This is a genomic window from Mammaliicoccus sp. JADD-157 (assembly GCF_049310805.1).
Taxonomy (GTDB): domain Bacteria; phylum Bacillota; class Bacilli; order Staphylococcales; family Staphylococcaceae; genus Mammaliicoccus; species Mammaliicoccus lentus.
Genome location: NZ_JBMOVZ010000002.1, coordinates 176,081 through 194,801, shown reverse-complemented (window position 1 = coordinate 194,801; position 18,721 = coordinate 176,081). Strand labels below are relative to the sequence as shown.

General features: G+C 31.3%; 18 protein-coding genes and 1 other annotated feature. All 18 genes read left to right on the top strand.

The genetic code is table 11. From position 1 onward, the window contains the following. Window positions 1–22: 22 nt before the first annotated feature. Entirely contained in the window at window positions 23–1,648 is a 1,626-nt protein-coding gene (sal(B), locus tag ACO6VN_RS07500) for an ABC-F type ribosomal protection protein Sal(B) (protein ID WP_194201316.1), read from the top strand. A 59-nt stretch (window positions 1,649–1,707) separates the two neighbouring features. Then, entirely contained in the window at window positions 1,708–2,856 is a 1,149-nt protein-coding gene (locus ACO6VN_RS07495; protein ID WP_216683369.1) for a cysteine desulfurase family protein, read from the top strand. Then, on the top strand, window positions 2,849–3,958 hold the full coding sequence (gene mnmA, locus ACO6VN_RS07490; protein ID WP_216683370.1) for a tRNA 2-thiouridine(34) synthase MnmA: 1,110 nt from the start codon (window positions 2,849–2,851) through the stop codon (window positions 3,956–3,958). Before ACO6VN_RS07495 ends, mnmA begins: the two co-directional genes overlap by 8 nt. Window positions 3,959–4,045: 87 nt before the next feature. Then, entirely contained in the window at window positions 4,046–4,711 is a 666-nt protein-coding gene (locus tag ACO6VN_RS07485; protein WP_216683371.1) for a tetratricopeptide repeat protein, read from the top strand. A gap of 2 nt (window positions 4,712–4,713) precedes the next feature. After that, window positions 4,714–7,086, top strand: coding sequence for an ATP-dependent RecD-like DNA helicase (locus ACO6VN_RS07480; protein ID WP_422404436.1), 2,373 nt, complete (start codon window positions 4,714–4,716; stop codon window positions 7,084–7,086). Window positions 7,087–7,124: 38 nt separating this feature from the next. Then, window positions 7,125–7,292, top strand: a binding site (T-box leader). A 42-nt stretch (window positions 7,293–7,334) separates the two neighbouring features. After that, entirely contained in the window at window positions 7,335–9,965 is a 2,631-nt protein-coding gene (gene alaS, locus ACO6VN_RS07475; protein WP_422404435.1) for an alanine--tRNA ligase, read from the top strand. 67 nt (window positions 9,966–10,032) lie between these two features. Next, complete coding sequence (locus ACO6VN_RS07470; RefSeq protein ID WP_016998515.1) at window positions 10,033–10,302, top strand: IreB family regulatory phosphoprotein; 270 nt, start codon at window positions 10,033–10,035, stop codon at window positions 10,300–10,302. After that, window positions 10,295–10,723 carry a Holliday junction resolvase RuvX gene (ruvX, locus tag ACO6VN_RS07465; RefSeq protein ID WP_016998516.1) on the top strand — a complete coding sequence of 143 codons (429 nt, stop codon included), beginning with the start codon at window positions 10,295–10,297 and terminating at the stop codon, window positions 10,721–10,723. The genes ACO6VN_RS07470 and ruvX overlap by 8 nt, the downstream gene beginning before the upstream one ends. Before the next feature lie 22 nt (window positions 10,724–10,745). Further along, window positions 10,746–11,051 carry a DUF1292 domain-containing protein gene (locus ACO6VN_RS07460; protein WP_016998517.1) on the top strand — a complete coding sequence of 102 codons (306 nt, stop codon included), beginning with the start codon at window positions 10,746–10,748 and terminating at the stop codon, window positions 11,049–11,051. 84 nt (window positions 11,052–11,135) lie between these two features. Further along, window positions 11,136–12,251, top strand: coding sequence for an endolytic transglycosylase MltG (mltG, locus tag ACO6VN_RS07455; RefSeq protein ID WP_070045748.1), 1,116 nt, complete (start codon window positions 11,136–11,138; stop codon window positions 12,249–12,251). A 190-nt stretch (window positions 12,252–12,441) separates the two neighbouring features. Further along, window positions 12,442–13,086 carry an O-methyltransferase gene (locus ACO6VN_RS07450; protein ID WP_064204508.1) on the top strand — a complete coding sequence of 215 codons (645 nt, stop codon included), beginning with the start codon at window positions 12,442–12,444 and terminating at the stop codon, window positions 13,084–13,086. Next, the gene (locus ACO6VN_RS07445) at window positions 13,083–14,006 is read left to right on the top strand and encodes a peptidase U32 family protein (RefSeq protein WP_016998520.1); all 924 of its coding nucleotides are present in this window, start codon (window positions 13,083–13,085) and stop codon (window positions 14,004–14,006) included. The genes ACO6VN_RS07450 and ACO6VN_RS07445 overlap by 4 nt, the downstream gene beginning before the upstream one ends. A 23-nt stretch (window positions 14,007–14,029) precedes the next feature. Next, window positions 14,030–15,298, top strand: a complete 1,269-nt coding sequence (locus tag ACO6VN_RS07440; RefSeq protein ID WP_194201311.1) for a peptidase U32 family protein — start codon at window positions 14,030–14,032, stop codon at window positions 15,296–15,298. Further along, on the top strand, window positions 15,298–15,921 hold the full coding sequence (gene udk, locus ACO6VN_RS07435) for a uridine kinase (RefSeq protein ID WP_016998522.1): 624 nt from the start codon (window positions 15,298–15,300) through the stop codon (window positions 15,919–15,921). Before ACO6VN_RS07440 ends, udk begins: the two co-directional genes overlap by 1 nt. Window positions 15,922–15,950: 29 nt before the next feature. Continuing rightward, a complete protein-coding gene (gene greA, locus ACO6VN_RS07430) occupies window positions 15,951–16,427 on the top strand; it encodes a transcription elongation factor GreA (RefSeq protein WP_194201310.1) in 477 nt (158 codons plus the stop codon). A 146-nt stretch (window positions 16,428–16,573) separates the two neighbouring features. Further along, a complete protein-coding gene (pxpB, locus tag ACO6VN_RS07425) occupies window positions 16,574–17,299 on the top strand; it encodes a 5-oxoprolinase subunit PxpB (protein WP_194201309.1) in 726 nt (241 codons plus the stop codon). Beyond that, window positions 17,296–18,297, top strand: a complete 1,002-nt coding sequence (locus ACO6VN_RS07420) for a biotin-dependent carboxyltransferase family protein (RefSeq protein WP_194201308.1) — start codon at window positions 17,296–17,298, stop codon at window positions 18,295–18,297. The genes pxpB and ACO6VN_RS07420 overlap by 4 nt, the downstream gene beginning before the upstream one ends. A 2-nt stretch (window positions 18,298–18,299) precedes the next feature. Then, window positions 18,300–18,710, top strand: a complete 411-nt coding sequence (locus tag ACO6VN_RS07415; RefSeq protein WP_194201307.1) for an acetyl-CoA carboxylase biotin carboxyl carrier protein — start codon at window positions 18,300–18,302, stop codon at window positions 18,708–18,710. Window positions 18,711–18,721 lie beyond the last annotated feature (11 nt).

Genomic DNA, 18,721 nt, shown 5'->3' with positions numbered 1-18,721 from the left:
ACATGGGTCGGGAGGCAACATTATGCTATTTTTATTTGAAGAAAAACCATTAGAAATTGAGAATAAACAGCTTATAAAACGTTTGTCATTTCATATCGAAGACCATGAACATTTAGCCATTATCGGCGTTAATGGTGTTGGTAAATCTACGCTATTACATCATATTCATAAAAATGAATTGATTGATACAGCTATGATGGAACAAGATTTAAGTAAACATGATGATATTGATGTTATGGATTATGTCATGTCTGCATATCCAAAGTTAGTTGAATTGAGAAAAGATTTATCTGACATTGACTCTTTAAATAGTTATATAGAATTAGACGGATATGACGTTGAAAATAACATTATTATTGAAGGAAATAAATTAGGATTATCATCAACGCATTTTGAGCAAAAGATAGGCACTTTAAGTGGTGGTGAGCAAACTAAAGTCGCATTTTTAAAAGTTATTTTATCAGATGCACCATTATTATTAATAGACGAACCAACTAACCATATGGATAAAGAGATGAAAGTGTGGTTAATAAAAACTTTTAAATCAGAACAAAGAGCTATTCTATTCGTTTCGCATGATAGAGAGTTTTTAAATGAAACACCAGATGCTATTTTAGAACTCACAAAAGATGGTGCAACTCGATATTCAGGTCATTATGATGATTATAAAAATCAAAAAGATATTGAAATTGAAACAGAAAAATTAAAATATGAAAAAGAACAGAAAGAACAAAAAGCAATAGAAGAAAGTATTAAGAAATACAAAGAATGGTATCAAAGCGCTGCTCAGAAAGCTTCTGTTCGTAGTCCATATGCTCAAAAACAATTAAGTAAATTAGCTAAAAGGTTTAAGTCAAAAGAACATCAGTTAAATCGTAAATTAGAAGAATCAAAATCTGATAATCCGTTAGAAGAAAATAAATCCTTTTCTATAGAAAATAATGAATTTAAATCACATTATTTAGTACGATTCGAAAATGTTTCATTTTCATATAAGAGTCGTGAAATTTTTAAAGACACTTATTTTGAAATAAAGAGAAATCAAACTGTAATTATAGAAGGTAAAAATGGGTCCGGTAAATCTACATTGATACAATTAATTTTAGGTAACTTATTACCAATGAGTGGAGCTGTCAAAAAGCACCCAGACTTAGACATAGGATACTTCTCTCAAGATTTTCAAAATTTAAATCCAAATAACTCGGTATTAGAAGAAGTTATGGATATTGAGAATATGACGATAACAGACGCGAGGACTATTTTAGCGAGTTTTTATTTTGATAAGAGCAGGATGAATGATAAAGTTCGTCAGTTATCAATGGGAGAAAAGTGCAGATTACAATTTGTAAAATTATATTTTTCTAACCCACACATCTTAATTTTAGATGAACCAACTAATTATTTTGATATTGGTATGCAAGAGAAAATCATACAATTAATTCAAAGTTTTAATGGTGCAGTAATTATTGTGTCGCATGATGAAATTTTTAAAGATGAAATAAGAGACCAAGTTTGGAAGATTGAAAACTATAAGCTCATTCATGAAAATGTATCTATTAATACACCTATTGATGCTGAATCGATGAAGGATGAGTTAAAAATATTAGAGCAATATACAGATGAAAGAAATAAAGAAACAGACTTCTAGTCAATTTTATAAAATGGTGCTAGAATAGTGACATTGAAAACTAAGAAAGGACGTTCAAGATGAAAGTATATGCAGATTATGCAGCGACCACGCCAGTAAAACCTATTGTTACTGAAAAAATAACAGAAATATTATCAGAGCATTATGGAAATCCATCTTCTATACATTCTATAGGTAGAGATGGGAGGAAATATTTAGATCAAGCGAGAAGAGATATTGCATCAATTTTAGGGTCTCAACCAAATGAAATTATATTTACAAGTGGTGCGACAGAAGCAAACAATACGGCAATAAAAGGCGTTGCGAGAAAAAAAGAAAATCAAGGAAAGCATATTATCACAAGCAGTATAGAGCATCATTCTGTATTGCATGTCTTTGAAGAACTTGAGCGTGAAGGATTTGAAGTCACTTATTTAGATGTTCATCCAAATGGTGTTGTAGATTTAGAACATTTAAAAGAGAGCATTAGACCAGATACAACATTAATTTCAATTATGCTCGTTAATAATGAAGTTGGAACTGTTCAACCTTTATATGAGATTGCCGAAATAATTGAAGAACAAGAAATTACATTCCATGTCGATGCTGTTCAAGCAATTGGACATATGCCTATTGATTTTAATGAAATGCCTATGGATATGCTAAGTATTACAGCTCATAAATTTGGTGGTCCAAAAGGTATAGGTGCTTTGCTTGTTAAAAAGGATATTCAGTTTAATACATTTATTCAAGGTGGAGAACAAGAACTAAAGAGAAGAGCAGGTACTGAGAATGTTCCTTATATTTGTGGAATGGCAATGGCTTTAATTGAAGCTAATGAAAATATGGATTATCACAATGTACACTTAATGAATTTAAAGCAAAATTTAATCGTAGGATTACAACAAAATGCGATACCATTTGAACTTAATGGAAGTATGACAGATACAACCGGCCATATAACGAATTTATACTTTCCATTTATAGAAGTTGAAACAATGCTTACGTTATTGGATATGTCTAATATTTATGTTTCAAGTGGTTCTGCTTGTACAGCTGGATCTACACTACCATCTCATGTACTACAAGCGATGTTTGGCGATGAAGAAAGAACGAAAAAATCTATAAGATTTAGTTTTGGATTAGAGACAACTGAAGAAGAGATTAACTATATTGTAAGTGCAATTATGAAAATATATCATCAATTTAAGGAGGAAGAAAATGAATAATCAATCTACCCGTGTAGTCGTAGGTATGAGCGGGGGCGTAGATAGTTCTGTAACTGCGCATATATTAAAAGAACAAGGTTATGATGTCGTAGGCATATTTATGAAAAATTGGGATGACACTGATGAAAATGGTGTCTGTACAGCTACTGAAGACTATAATGATGTTATTGCAGTATGTAACCAACTAGATATTCCTTATTATGCAGTAAATTTTGAAAAAGAATATTGGGATAAAGTGTTTACGTATTTCTTAGATGAGTATAAAAAAGGAAGAACACCAAACCCTGATGTTATGTGTAATAAAGAAATTAAATTCAAAGCATTTTTAAACCATGCTTTAAAACTTGGAGCAGATTATGTTGCTACAGGACATTATGCTCGTGTAAGACGCGATGGCGATAAAGTAGAAATGCTTAGAGGCATAGACAATAATAAGGACCAAACTTATTTCTTAAACCAATTAACTGAAGAACAACTTTCTAAAGTTATGTTCCCATTAGGAGAATTAGAAAAAAGTGAAGTACGAAAAATTGCAGAAGAACAAGATTTAGCAACTGCAAAAAAGAAAGATTCTACAGGTATTTGTTTTATCGGCGAAAAAAACTTTAAAACATTTTTATCTCAATATTTACCTGCTCAAAATGGTAAAATGCAAACACTTGATGGCGTAGATATGGGAGAACATACTGGTTTAATGTATTATACAATTGGACAAAGACATGGTCTAGGAATTGGCGGAGACGGAGATCCATGGTTTGTTGTAGGTAAAAACCTTAAAGATAATGTGTTATATGTTGAACAAGGCTTTCACCATGAAGCTTTATATAGTGATTACTTAATCGCTTCTGATATTTCTTTCATCAATGAATTAGATTTCAGCACACCAATTCAGTGTTCTGCAAAATTTAGATATAGGCAAAAAGATACAAATGTTACAGTAGAAAAAATTTCAGATAACCAAATTAAAGTCATTTTTGAAGAACCAGTAAGAGCAATTACACCTGGACAAGCTGTCGTATTATATGATGGTGAAGTTTGTTTAGGTGGCGCTACAATTGATGAAGTATATAAAACTGAAAAGCAATTAGACTATATGGTATAAAATTTTTAGAGGTGATATCTTTTAAGATACACCTCTTTTTAATTTTGTTATAATGTTAGTCAATGATAATTTTAAAGGAGTTAAATCATGCATAACGAAAATGAAATCTTAGAATTAATAGAAAATAAAAAATTTGATGAAGCACTCAAATGTTTATTTGAAAATATAGAAGAGAATCCAAATGAAGTGACGAATTACATTAATGCGGGTACTATTTTGGCAGAAGCGGATGAACTAGAAAAAGCAGAAAAATTCTTCCAAAAAGCTATTACTATAAATGAAGAGCACGGTGGCGCATATTATAGTTTAGCGAATTTATATTACAATCAACAAAGATTTGATGAAGCTGTTAAACTATATCAATTTGCTATTCAAAAAGGTTTAAATGATTCAGATACTAACTTTATGTTAGGCATGTGTTTTAACGAATTAGGAGCACATACTGAAGCAATGCCATACGTTATGAGAGCTCATGAACTAAATCCAGATGATTTAGAAATAGCTTTTCAATATGGTTTAACACTTTGCCAAGTAGAAATGTTTGGAGAAGCCATTACGCAATTAGAAAATGTGCTTGAAAAAGATCCACAACATGTGGATGCATTATATAATTTAGGATTAGCAAAATATATGAAAAATGAAGATGCTGAAGAAGCGTTACAATACTTCAATAAAGCAGTAGAGATACAACCGGACCATTTATTAAGTGGACACGCAATTAAAATGTTTGAACAAATGTCAGAGGAGGACTAGCATTGGAAAATTTATCTTTATTTGATCTTTCACATGTTAAAGGAGAAGTTATTAGAATATTATTTCAAAATAGTGATAACTATTACACTGTTATAAAAGTTGATGTGATGGATTCAAATGAAGATTTTGACCATGAAGTCACTATAGTAGGGTACTTTCCTCAAATTGTAGAAGGTGATACTTATCTTTTTAAAGGTAAGGTTATTGAACATCCTAAATATGGAAAGCAACTTCAAGCTGACACTTTCGAGAAAGAATTACCTCAAACGAAACAAGGTGTCATTCATTATTTGTCCAGTGATTTATTTAAAGGAATAGGTAAGAAAACTGCAGAGACAATCGTCAATAAATTGGGTGAAAATGCACTACAAAAAATATTGGATGATCCAGATGTATTAGAAGAAATACCTAAATTAAACAAACAAAAACGTAGTACTATAGTAGAATCTATAAGAGAAAATCAAGCGATAGAACGCATAATGATAAAGTTAAATGAATTAGGGTTTGGACCTAAACTAGCCATGAGTATTTATCAAACGTATAAAGAAGAAACAATGAACATCATAAAACAGTCTCCTTATCGATTAGTTATGGATATAAATGGTATTGGTTTTCAAAGAGCAGACCAAATCGCTGAACAAATTGGTATTTCAAAAGACCATAATGAACGTGTTGTGGCGGGTGTGAATTACTATTTAGATCAGCAATCGTTACAAAACGGTCATACATTTTTACCGATTGATATTTTAATTAATGGTGCATATGAATTATTAAATCATAACCAATCTGAAGTTGTAGCAAAAGAACAAATTAATGATGTTATCGTTGAGATGAGTGAAGAAAGTAAAATTATAATAGAAGAAAATAATTGTTTTATGCCATCTTTATATTATTCAGAAGCTAAAAGTGTTCAAATTATGCATAGATTGTATCAACACCAAGAAGATTTAAAAGAAATAGAAAAAAGTGATTTACAACTCCATATTGGTGAAATAGAAGACATGAATGACGTTTCTTATGCTGAAGGGCAGAAGAATGCACTCGAAACAGCCATCAATAATAAAATGATGTTATTAACAGGTGGACCTGGTACAGGTAAGACGACTGTTATAAGAGGAATATGTGAGCTATATTCTGAAATTCATGGCGTTAGTTTGGATTATGATGATTATCAAGAAGGAACTGACTTTCCAATAGTTTTAGCAGCTCCAACAGGAAGAGCAGCTAAAAGATTAAGTGAATCAACTGGTTTAGAAGCCATGACTATTCATAGATTGATAGGTTGGAGTAAAGATACTCAACCTGATGATGTATTAGATAATGATATACATGCTCATTTAATTATATTGGATGAAATGTCTATGGTTGATACATGGTTAATGTATCAATTTTTAAGAGCTGTACCTGATTATGCGCAAATTATTTTTGTAGGTGATGAAGATCAATTACCTTCAGTTGGACCTGGTCAAATATTCAAAGATTTAATTGATTCAAAAGTCATTCCACGTGTGAACTTAACAGAAGTATATAGGCAACAAGAAGGTTCATCAATCATTGATTTAGCACATAAAATTAAAAATAATATTCCAGTTTCTATTAATGAAAAACATCATGACCGCTCATTTATCAGTTGTAACAGTAACCAAATTGCTTCAGTCGTTGAAAAAGTTGTTCAAGGTGCAGTTAAAAAAGGATATAATATGCAAGATATTCAAGTTCTTGCGCCAATATACCGTGGTCCAGCAGGTATCAATAAGTTAAATCAATTACTTCAAGACATTTTAAATCCTAAAACGGAAGAAACAAGGTTTTTACAATATGGTGAAGTAGAGTATCGTGAACAGGATAAAGTACTACAGCTTATTAATAGACCGGACGATAACGTGTTTAATGGTGATATTGGTGTTGTTATAGGCGTATATAAAGCTGAAGAAAATGCTTTAGGGAAAGATGTTATTATCGTTGATTATGAAGGAAATGAAATAACTTACACGAAACAAGATTTATCAGAGGTTACACATGCATATTGTTGTTCAATTCATAAATCACAAGGCTCGGAATTTCCGATTGTAATCATGCCGATTGTTAGACAATACTTTAGAATGTTACAGAAAAACATTTTATATACTGGTTTAACAAGAGCAAAACAGTCTTTAGTTGTCTGTGGTGAGGAAAATGCTTTTAACCAAGGTATTAAAACATTAGGAAATGGACGTATGACATCTTTCGATACAAAACTTAAACTGTATTTTAGTAATGATGATACAGAGGAACCAACTGAAATTAAAAATTTGATACTGACAGAAGAAAATATGTATGAAGTTGATCCAATGATAAACATGCAAAATAAAACACCTTATGACTTCATGAAATAATTGACATACAAAATAACTCTGCTTATAATCAAATAGAATACGAAAAGAAGAGGAGTAAATAAATAATCGCTTAGAGAGACATGTTGGTTGGTGAAAAACATGACATTATTTATTGAACGCTGCTTCTTTGAACTATAATCAAATAAACTTAAAGTGATGACATTGTGTCATAACTAGGGTGGTACCGCGATACGTTCGTCCCTTTTTTAGGGATGGGCGTTTTTTATTTATTTTGAGGAGTGATTTGAATGAAAAATTTAAAAGCTAGTGAAATAAGACAGATGTACATTGATTTCTTCGTAGAAAAAGGGCATATGGTTGAACCATCAGCACCTTTAGTACCTATCGATGATGATACGTTATTATGGATAAATTCTGGGGTTGCGACATTGAAGAAATATTTCGATGGCCGTGAAATACCTAAAAATCCTAAAATTGTTAACGCTCAAAAGGCAATTCGTACAAACGATATTGAAAATGTAGGGTTTACAGCAAGACATCATACATTCTTTGAAATGTTAGGTAATTTCTCAATTGGTAACTATTTCAAAAAAGAAGCTATTCAATATGCATGGGAGTTTTTAACAAGCGAACGTTGGATGGCTATGGATCCTGAAAAACTGTACGTTACGATACATCCGGAAGATACAGAAGCTTATGATTTGTGGCATGACATGATTGGTTTGGAAGAGAGTAGAATCATTAGAATCGAAGGTAATTTCTGGGATATAGGTGAAGGACCGTCTGGACCTAATACTGAAATCTTTTATGACCGCGGTGAAACATATGGACAAGAAGATCCTGAAGAAGAAATGTATCCAGGTGGAGAAAACGAGCGTTACTTAGAAGTTTGGAATTTAGTATTCAGTGAGTTTAACCATAATAGTGATCACACATATACACCATTACCTAATCAAAATATTGATACGGGATTGGGTCTAGAAAGAATGACATCTATTGCTCAAGATGTTCCAACAAACTATGATACTGATTTATTTATTCCAATTATTGAACAAGTAGAACTTATTAGTGGTTTGAAATATCGAGAAAATAAAGAACAAGATACAGCATTCAAAGTTATTTCTGATCATATTAGAACGATTAGTTTTGCTATTAGTGATGGCGCACTACCTGCTAACGAAGGTCGTGGATACGTATTAAGAAGGTTATTAAGAAGAGCAGTACGTTTTAGCCAAAGTTTAAAAATTAATGAACCATTCTTATATAAACTAGTTGATATTGTTGCAGAAATAATGGAACCATACTATCCAAATGTAAAAGAACAAAGCGATTTCATCAAGAAAGTAGTTAAATCAGAAGAAGACCGTTTCCATGAAACTTTAGAAGAAGGTCTTGCGATTCTTAACACGATGATGCTTAAAGCTAAAGAGAATAATCATATATTATCAGGTTCAGATGCATTTAAACTTTATGATACTTACGGTTTCCCAATTGAGTTAACAGAAGAAATCACAACTCAAGAAGGTATATCAATAGATGAAGAAGGCTTTGCGGATGAAATGCGTCAGCAAAGAGAAAGAGCAAGAGCAGCTCGTCAAAAAACGCAATCTATGCAAGTTCAAAATGAAGTGTTGAGTAAATTAACAACACCGAGCACATTTGTTGGTTATGATAAAACAGAAATACAAACAGAAATTACAGATATTATTCTAAACGGCGAAATATGTGAAGAAGCAGAAAGTGGAGAAACGATACAATTTATTTTAAGAGAAACGCCATTTTATGCAATTTCTGGTGGACAAGTTGCCGATACAGGAATCATTAGACATGATCAATTCGAAATTGAAGTGACAGAAGTTACTAAAGCACCAAATGGTCAAAACTTACACACTGGTCATGTTACATTTGGACAAGTTCATGTAGGCACTACAGTTGATGCATTTGTAAATAAAGATGAAAGAAGAAGTATTACAAAAAATCATTCTGCTACCCATTTATTACATGCAGCATTAAAAGAAGTATTAGGAAATCATGTTAACCAAGCTGGTTCATTAGTTGAAAGCGAAAGATTAAGATTTGATTTCTCTCACTTTGGACAAGTAACTGCTGAAGAATTAGAACAAATAGAGCAAATAGTGAACGAAAAAATTTGGGAAAACATTGCAGTCCAAATTGAAGAAATGTCTATCGATAAAGCTAAAGAAAAAGGTGCAATGGCATTATTCGGTGAAAAATACGGTGATATTGTACGCGTTGTAGATATGTCGCCATTCTCTATTGAGCTTTGTGGTGGTATACATGTCCAAAACACAAGCGAAATTGGATTGTTTAAAATCGTTTCAGAATCAGGTACTGGTGCAGGTGTAAGAAGAATAGAAGCAGTAACTGGCAAGGTAGCATACGAAACATTAAAAGAAACAGAGCAAATTCTTAACGATGTAATGAGTCATGTTAAAGTAAAAGAGCAAGATAGAACAATAGAAAAAATTGATCAAATTCAACAACAAATTAAAGACTTAGAAAAAGAACTTCAACATAAAAATAAAGTTATTACGGATTTAAAAACAGGTAATATTGAAGAAAGTATAGAAGAAATTAACGGTATAAAAGTATTGTCTACACAAGTTGAAGCAGAAAATCCAAAAGTATTGAGAACAATTATGGATGACTATAAATCAAAAATGCAAGATACCGTATTGTTGTTAGCAAGTGTTAACGGCGAAAAAGTATCATTAGTAGCTTCAGTTCCAAAATCATTAACAGATAAAGTTAAAGCAGGAGATATCATTAAAGAAGCTGCTCAAATTACAAATGGTAAAGGTGGCGGTCGTCCTGATATGGCACAAGGTGGCGGTACTGATCCTTCCAAAGTAACAGAAGCATTACAGTTTGTTAAAAACTACATTAAAACTCTATAATTTTAAGTATTAAAGGAATATGATATAATTAATACTAAGTTAATGGAGTTAAGGAGTGTAAAAAAAGATGAATAATTTTGATAAAACAATGAAATTTAATTATGATGAATTTCCAAAAGAAGATGTCAAAACAGTACTACAAAATGTTTATCGCACTTTAGAAGAAAGAGGATATAATCCAGTGAATCAAATTGTTGGATATTTACTTTCTGGTGATCCTGCGTATATCCCTAGACACAATGAAGCTAGAAATCAAATAAGACGCTTAGACAGAGATGATATAATGGAAGAACTAGTATCAACTTATTTAAAGCAAGAAAATGAATTCAATGCTTAACAAGAGGATAATTGGTTTAGACGTTGGAAGTAAGACTATAGGTGTAGCTGTAAGTGACGCTATGGGATGGACAGCTCAAGGTATCGATACACTCCAAATTAACGAAGAAACAGAAGATTTTGGCTTTGATGAATTAATCAAAATTATAGATCAATATGATGTTGACACTGTCATTATTGGATTGCCTAAGAATATGAATAATTCAATCGGCCCACGTGGTGAAGCTTCCATCTACTTTAAAGAATTATTAGAGAAGAAAAGACCTGATTTGAAGTTGAAATTGTGGGATGAAAGATTAAGTACTGTCGGCGCTGAACGAACATTACTTGAAGCGGACGTATCTCGTAAAAAAAGAAAAAAAGTAATAGATAAAATGGCTGCAGTATTTATATTACAAGGTTATTTGGATTCTATTAAATAACGCATACAGAGGAGAATTAATAATGAGTGAACAAAATCATGAAGGACATTTAGAAATTAATAACGAAGAGGAATTACTAACTTTAATCGATGAGAATAATAACGAAGTTCTTTATCGTAAAGTGTTAGAATTCTACCATCCTGAATTCAAAAAAGAATATATCATCTTAGCAGAAGAAGGTTCGGATCAAGACGAAGAAATTGAACTGATTCCAATGATTAATGAAGCTAATGATGACGGTGAAGGCGGAAAATTATTACCAGTTGAAACAGATGAAGAGTGGGATATGATTGAAGAAATCGTAAACACTGAAATGGATGATATCTAAACTTCACTTGTAATAGTACACTTTGTCCCTAATGTGATATAATCATTAGGGACAATTTATTTATCTAAGGAGTAAAAGTGGCTTATGAAGAAAAATAGTATTTATAAAGATGCAAGGTTGTTATCTAAGTATATAAGTTTAACGATTTTAGTCATCCTTTTCTTATTATTTATACTAACAGTTTTAATAGGGTTAATTGTTGCAGGAGTAAATACGAGACCAGTAAATGCTGACAGCAATGAAAAAATCATCATAACTGTTAATCCAAATACTACGACTGAAACGTTAAGTCACCAACTTGCAGATAAAAATATTATAAGAAACGCTACGACATTCAAATATTATTTAAAATTAAATAATATTTCTAGCTTTCAAGCAGGTGAATATAAGTTTTCGCCATCTATGACGCTCAAAGAAATAGCGAAAAGTTTAGAATCTGGTAAAGTTTATTTAAAAACTGCTGTTCAATTTGAAATAAAAGAAGGTTCTACAATTGAACTAATAGCGGGAGTAGTAGAAGAGAACACTTCAATATCAAGAGAAACTTTTAAGAAGAAAATGCGGGATAGAGACTACATAAAGAAATTCCAAAAAAAATATCCTGACATGTTAACTGACGAGATAATGAATAAAGATATTAGATATCCTTTAGAAGGGTATTTAGCTCCGAATACATATCAATATTCAGAAAGTGATGTATCATTAGATGATATTATAGATGAAATGTTGAAGAATACTTATGACACTACATTTAAGAAATATAAAGACAATGGTGCTTTTAAGATAACAAAAAACTACCAAGAAACTGAAATTACATTCCATGAATATATGACATTATCTTCAATAGTTGAGTCGGAAATGAAGAAGATAACTGACAAATCAAGATATATTTCGTTATTAATAAACAGAATAGAAAATAACCCGCAAAGTGCTTTAGATTCTGACGCGACTGTTAGATATGCAGTTAGAAAAGAACCAAATGAGGATTTGTCAGAAAGTGACTTTAATAATGACTCCAAATATAACTCTTATACACACAAGGGTATTCCAATTGGACCAATAAGCAATATTTCTGAAGAAACAGCTAGTACAACAATTAATCCACCAGATACGGATTACTATTATTTTACAAAAAACAATAGTGGTAAAGTATTATTCTCATCTAGTTTAAAAGAACAAAAAGAAAACCAATCTAAATAAAATATTAAAGCAAGAACGCTGAAACTGATTATAAGCGTTCTTGTTTTAAATTTACTCTTACTATTTATGTCATTATGTGATAAAATATCTAATGTTTATAAAACCATATAAATAAATGAGTGAGACATACTAACTAGTTATATAAACTAGTTGGGTTTTTTATTATATTCAAGTGTAAGGAAGTCATGACATGGATAAAGATATAGAGTATATTGAACAATTGTTATTTCAAAACTCATCTCAAATTGATGATTTGAGACCGTATGCTGCTCAACATAATGTCCCAATTATGGATAAGATATCGACCGAATTTGTAAAACAAATTATTAGAATAAAAGAAGCTAAAAATATTTTAGAAATTGGTACAGCTATTGGATATAGTGCAATGCATTTCGCTTCATGTCATAACGATATTAAAGTTTGGACTATTGAAAGAAATGAAGAAATGTATGAGCTAGCTGCTCGCAATATAAAACAATATGGTTTTGAAAATCAAGTTCATCCCATTTTCGCCGATGCTTTAAAAGCAGAAAAATTCATTCCAAATGAAATTAAATTTGATATGATATTTATTGATGCAGCTAAGGCTCAATCACAAAAGTTTTTCGAACTATATGAGCCATTTTTAAAAAATGATGGGGTCATTATTACTGATAATATTTTATATCATGGATTTGTAAGTGATATCGATATTGTTAGAAGTAGAAATGTAAGACAAATGGTTAAAAAAGTTAAAAATTATAATGAGTGGTTAATAAATCGCAAAGACTATAAGACAACTTTAATGAACGTAGGAGATGGCATAGCTATTTCTAAAAAGGAGTTAGAAGTATGACAGAATTACTAGTTACGCCTAAGTCAATCAACCACATTGAGACTTTAATTGAATTAGGTGCAGATGCGTTTGTCATTGGTGAAGAAAAATTTGGCTTAAGACTAGCAGGAGAATTTAAAGAACCCGAATTACGTGAGGCTATTAAAATTATTCATGAACATGGTAAAAAAGCATATGTAGCTGTAAATGCTATTTTTCATAATGAACATATAGCTGATCTAGAAGCATATATTGATTTATTACATGAATTAAACGTTGACCGCATTATTTTTGGAGATCCTGCAGTATTGATGGCAGTAAAAGAACAAGAGAACCCAATACCTTTAAATTGGAATGCTGAAACTATTGTCACAAATCATTTCCAATGTAATTATTGGGGAGAACGCGGTGCTAATAGAGCAGTTCTTGCACGTGAACTAAGCATAGAAGAAGTAATCGAAATAAAGAAAAACAGCAATGTGGAAATAGAAGTGCAAGTTCATGGAATGACATGTATGTTCCAATCTAAACGTAAACTGCTAGGTAATTACTTTATGTATCAAGATAAAGTAATGAAGATAGAAAACAGAAAAGAAAATAAAGATATGCTATTGTATGATGAAGAACGAAGTAATAAATATCCAATTTATGAAGATAGCAATGGTACGCATATTATGAGCCCTAATGATATTTGTTTAATTGAAGATTTAGAAGAGCTATTAGAAGCAAATATTGACAGTTTAAAAATTGATGGTGTTTTACAAACAGAAGAATATATAAATGTAGCTACAGAGCAGTATAGACAAGCCATCGATTTATATAACGAAGACCCAGAATTGTATGAAGATGAAAAATTTATGTTATTAGAGCCTATTGAAGATGTTCAAAAAGATCATCGTCCAATGGATCAAGGTTTCTTATTTAAACAAACAGTTTACTAAGTTAGATTAAAGGAATGATTAAAATGAAAGTATTAGAACCTATTGGCGCTAGTCGTAAATCAAAATTGAAAAAACCAGAATTACTAGCACCTGCAGGCAATTTAGAAAAATTAAAAATTGCTGTCCATTATGGTGCAGACGCTGTCTTTTTAGGTGGACAAGAATATGGGTTGAGATCTAATGCTGATAATTTCACTATGGAAGAGATAGCTGAAGGTGTTCAGTTTGCTGATAAATATGGTGCTAAAATATACGTTACGACAAACATATTTGCTCATGATGAAAATATTCCAGGCTTGGAAGATTACTTAAAAGGATTAAGTAATACAGGTGCTCATGGCATAATAGTTGCCGATCCACTTATTATTGAAACATGTAAACGTGTTGCGCCTAATTTAGAAATTCATTTAAGTACACAACAGTCATTATCTAATTATCGCGCTGTTCAATATTGGAAAGAAGAAGGCTTAGAAAGAGTAGTGTTAGCTCGTGAAACTAGTGCTGAAGAAATGCGTGAAATGAAAGAAAAAGTAGATATTGAAATAGAAACTTTCATCCACGGTGCTATGTGTATTGCATACTCTGGCAGATGTACATTAAGCAATCATATGACAGCGAGAGACTCAAATAGAGGTGGTTGTTGTCAAAGTTGCCGTTGGGATTATGATTTAATAACAGTTGAAGAAGATGGCGAATTAGAGCCTTATTTTGGCGATGAAGATACAACACCGTTTGCAATGAGTCCAAAAGACTTGAAATTAATCGAATCTATACCTAAAATGATGGACATCGGTATTGATTCTTTAAAAATTGAAGGTCGTATGAAATCTATGCACTATATCGCAACAGTTGTATCCGTTTACAGAAAAGTTATCGATAGCTACGCTGAAGATCCAGAGAACTTTAAAATTGATCCAGAATGGTTAGTTGAACTTGATAAATGTGCTAATAGAGATACAGCTCCAGCATTCTTTGAAGGTGTCCCTCATTTTGAAGAGCAAATGTTTGGCCGCGAAGCAAATAAAAAAACACCTTTTGATTTTTGTGGTTTAGTGATAGACTATGACCCAGAATCACAAATTGCAACTATTCAACAAAGAAATTATTTTAAGCCTGGTCAGAAAATTGAATTCTTTGGACCTGAAATTGATAATTTCACACAAGTTATTGATAAAATATATGACGAAGATGGCGTGGAATTAGATGCAGCGAGACATCCACTACAAATATTACAAATTAAAGTGGATCATCCAATATACCCAAATAATATGATGAGAAAGGGATTAGTTTGATGGGAAAGACAACAATAATAGGTATTGCAGGGGGTTCTGGTTCAGGGAAAACTTCTGTAACATCCGAGATAATGAAAGATTTAGATGGATATAGTGTTGCTTTAATTGAACAAGATTACTATTATAAAGATCAATCGCATATGTCTTTTGAAGATAGGTTGAAGACAAATTATGATCATCCATTTGCTTTCGATAACGAAAGGTTAGTGAATGATTTAAAAAATCTTAAAGAGGGAAATGTAATTGAAGTTCCAACTTATGATTATTCAAATCATACTAGAAGTGATAAGACAATTAGGTTCGAACCTAAAGATGTAATTATACTTGAAGGTATATTCGCTTTAGAAAATGAAGATTTAAGAGATTTGATGGATGTTAAGATTTATGTTGATACTGACGCTGATCTTAGAATACTTCGACGTTTAACAAGAGATATTAAAGAGCGTGGACGTACAATGGATTCAGTAATAGATCAATACCTATCAGTTGTTAGACCTATGCATATTCAATTTATAGAACCTACAAAAAAATATGCAGACATCATTATCCCTGAGGGTGGTAGTAATAAGGTTGCGATAGACATCATGACGACTAAGATTCAATCATTAGTCCAAAATATCTAAATAATTACAAAGTAAAGGAAGATGGAAGAATGGAAACACAAAAAGAATTTCCTATGACACAGGAAGGTTTTGAAAAATTAGAACAAGAATTAGAAGAATTAAAAACAGTTAAACGACCAGAAGTCGTTGAAAAAATAAAAGTTGCTCGTAGCTTTGGCGACTTATCTGAGAACTCAGAATACGATGCAGCAAAAGACGAGCAAGGCTTTATTGAACAAGAAATTCAAAAAATAGAAAATATGATTCGTCACGCTCAAATTATCGAAGATAATGGTGCTAAAAATGAAATTCAAATTGGTAGAACAGTTACTTTTACAGAAATACCAGGCGACGAAGAAGAAAGCTATAAAATAGTAGGTTCAGCTGAAGCAGACCCATTTGAAGGTAAAATTTCTAACGAATCTCCAATTGCTAAAGCATTAATAGGTAAAAAATTAAATCAAGAAGTAAAAGTTCCATTACCAAATGGTAACGAAATGAAAGTTAAAATAGTAAAAATAGACTAAATATTTTTACAAAATATAAAAAGGCTGTTTACGCATTTCCATTAAATGTATAAACAGCCTTTTTGTTTTGATTTAATTCATGTTATTATAGTGAAGTATTAATTTAAATAGTCTGATTATTATGGCTAATAAAAAGGGGTGTAAAATTGAATATAAAAGCGATTAGCGAAACACATTTCATGATTTATGATAAAAATGAAATTAATCCTGATGTAAAAGAAAAAATTTCATTTTTAGCTATGAAACTAGAACAATTAAATCATCCAGGTGTACTAAGTGTTACAACTTCGTATAATTCTATTATGGTTGAGTTTGATGGTTTGAATTTTACATATGAGCAATTGTTAGAAGACTTGAAATTAAACGAAATAGAAAAAACTAAAAAATCATCTAACCAATCTAAAAAGTGCATTACATTACCAGTTGTTTATGGGGAGCAATATGGACCAGACTTAAATGCAGTTGCAGATCATGCAAATATAACAAAAGAGGATGTTATTAATATTCACACTGGTGGGCAATATTTAATATATGCTATAGGATTTTTACCAGGATTTCCATTTTTAGGTGGATTAGACAAAAAAATACATACACCGAGAAAGGAAACACCGAGAAAGAAAATCGCAGCCGGATCTGTTGGGATTGCTAATAACCAAACTGGTTTATACCCTAAAGAATCTCCAGGGGGATGGCAAATTATTGGTAGGACGCCTATAGATGTGTTTAATTTAAATCGTAATCCAATGATTTTATATGAAGCTGGAGACTATATTTCTTTTGAATCAATAGACGAAGAAACTTATAACAAAATTGAGAAAGAGATATTAGATGGTACGTATGATTATAATCAGTTAGTTGGTGAAGTGAGATGAAAGTAATAAAACCTGGATTGTTTACAACAGTACAAGATTTAGGTAGGTATAAACACGAAAAAGATGGTTTTTCAGTTGCTGGCGTTATGAATCAATATTTTTATAAACTAGCTACTGCTTTGGTAGATAATGAAAATTCAGCTGTGTTAGAAATTACTTTAAATGGTCCGACATTAAAATTTTCAGAATCAAACATTATTACATTTGTCGCATATGACGCTGAAATATATTTAGATGATTTAACTGTACCGGTAAATACCGCAATTTTTGTAGATAAAGGTCAAGTTTTAAATATTAAGCAAATCACTAAAGGAACAAGAGGATACTTAGCTTTTCATAAATTGTTGAATATTGATTCTATTTTAGGTAGTTTATCAACTCATACACGCAGTGGTATAGGTGGGCACAAAGGTAGAACATTAAAGTCTGGTGACACTTTAAGCTTTAAAGATAAAAATTTAAACCAAGACGTCATAGGTAATAAGTTTAATGTTGAAGAAGACGAGGGAAAATGTATTATACCAATAATAAAAGGATTACAATTCGACCAGTTTACTGATGCTTCAAAAAGGTTATTAACAGAACAAGTTTATAAGATTTCGGATATGTCAGATAGGATGGGCTATCGAATCATCGGAGAATCTAACTTAGAACATCTGGAAAGTGCGGATATTATATCTGAACCAATTGCACCTGGTAGCGTCCAAATACCAAGCAATGGTCAACCTATTATTCTTCTAAACGACAGACAAACAATAGGTGGCTACACTAAGATAGCTACAGTTAGTTTCGTGGGCAGAGAAAGATTGTCTCAATTAAAGGCAAATGATGAAATAACATTTAAATGGATTTCAGTCGAAGAAGCAAATGAATCATACAAAGAATATTCAAACAGGGTGAAACGTGATTTAGACCTAATAAAGATTAAAAAATTCAAATCATTAGATTTTATTAGACCTAAATCTAAAAAATTAGGACAATTAATAAAGGGGAAATAAAAATGAGTATAGAAAAAGTAGAACAATTAATCAATTTAATGAAAACGAATGATATTTCTTATATGAAATATAAAGAAGAACAGTTTCAAGTTGAATTAGATTTAAATTCTCATAATTCAGAAGTAGTACAACAACCTAAAGAAACAACTAAACAAAATACTAATGAAGAATCTGAACCAAAATCTATAAATGCTGAAATTATTGGTACTTTTTATCTTCAAGATGAAGAAACGTTATCTAATCCATTAGTTAATATAGGAGATAAAGTAAACAAAGGACAAGTAGTTGGATATATAGAATCGATGAAAGTTCTTAATGAAATAACGAGTGATGAAGATGGCGTTATTGAAGAAATACATATTGACCATGGAGAACCAGTTGAATACGGACAAACAATCTTTACATTAAAGTAAAAAAGGGGAAT

Bases quoted from the DNA above. Each gene is read 5' to 3' on its own strand.
- ACO6VN_RS07495 (WP_216683369.1), top strand. From the start codon at position 1,708: ATGAAAGTATATGCAGATTATGCAGCGACCACGCCAGTAAAACCTATT.
- mnmA (WP_216683370.1), top strand. From the start codon at position 2,849: ATGAATAATCAATCTACCCGTGTAGTCGTAGGTATGAGCGGGGGCGTA.
- ACO6VN_RS07485 (WP_216683371.1), top strand. From the start codon at position 4,046: ATGCATAACGAAAATGAAATCTTAGAATTAATAGAAAATAAAAAATTT.
- alaS (WP_422404435.1), top strand. From the start codon at position 7,335: ATGAAAAATTTAAAAGCTAGTGAAATAAGACAGATGTACATTGATTTC.
- ACO6VN_RS07470 (WP_016998515.1), top strand. From the start codon at position 10,033: ATGAATAATTTTGATAAAACAATGAAATTTAATTATGATGAATTTCCA.
- ruvX (WP_016998516.1), top strand. From the start codon at position 10,295: ATGCTTAACAAGAGGATAATTGGTTTAGACGTTGGAAGTAAGACTATA.
- ACO6VN_RS07460 (WP_016998517.1), top strand. From the start codon at position 10,746: ATGAGTGAACAAAATCATGAAGGACATTTAGAAATTAATAACGAAGAG.
- mltG (WP_070045748.1), top strand. From the start codon at position 11,136: ATGAAGAAAAATAGTATTTATAAAGATGCAAGGTTGTTATCTAAGTAT.
- ACO6VN_RS07450 (WP_064204508.1), top strand. From the start codon at position 12,442: ATGGATAAAGATATAGAGTATATTGAACAATTGTTATTTCAAAACTCA.
- ACO6VN_RS07445 (WP_016998520.1), top strand. From the start codon at position 13,083: ATGACAGAATTACTAGTTACGCCTAAGTCAATCAACCACATTGAGACT.
- ACO6VN_RS07440 (WP_194201311.1), top strand. From the start codon at position 14,030: ATGAAAGTATTAGAACCTATTGGCGCTAGTCGTAAATCAAAATTGAAA.
- udk (WP_016998522.1), top strand. From the start codon at position 15,298: ATGGGAAAGACAACAATAATAGGTATTGCAGGGGGTTCTGGTTCAGGG.
- greA (WP_194201310.1), top strand. From the start codon at position 15,951: ATGGAAACACAAAAAGAATTTCCTATGACACAGGAAGGTTTTGAAAAA.
- ACO6VN_RS07420 (WP_194201308.1), top strand. From the start codon at position 17,296: ATGAAAGTAATAAAACCTGGATTGTTTACAACAGTACAAGATTTAGGT.
- ACO6VN_RS07415 (WP_194201307.1), top strand. From the start codon at position 18,300: ATGAGTATAGAAAAAGTAGAACAATTAATCAATTTAATGAAAACGAAT.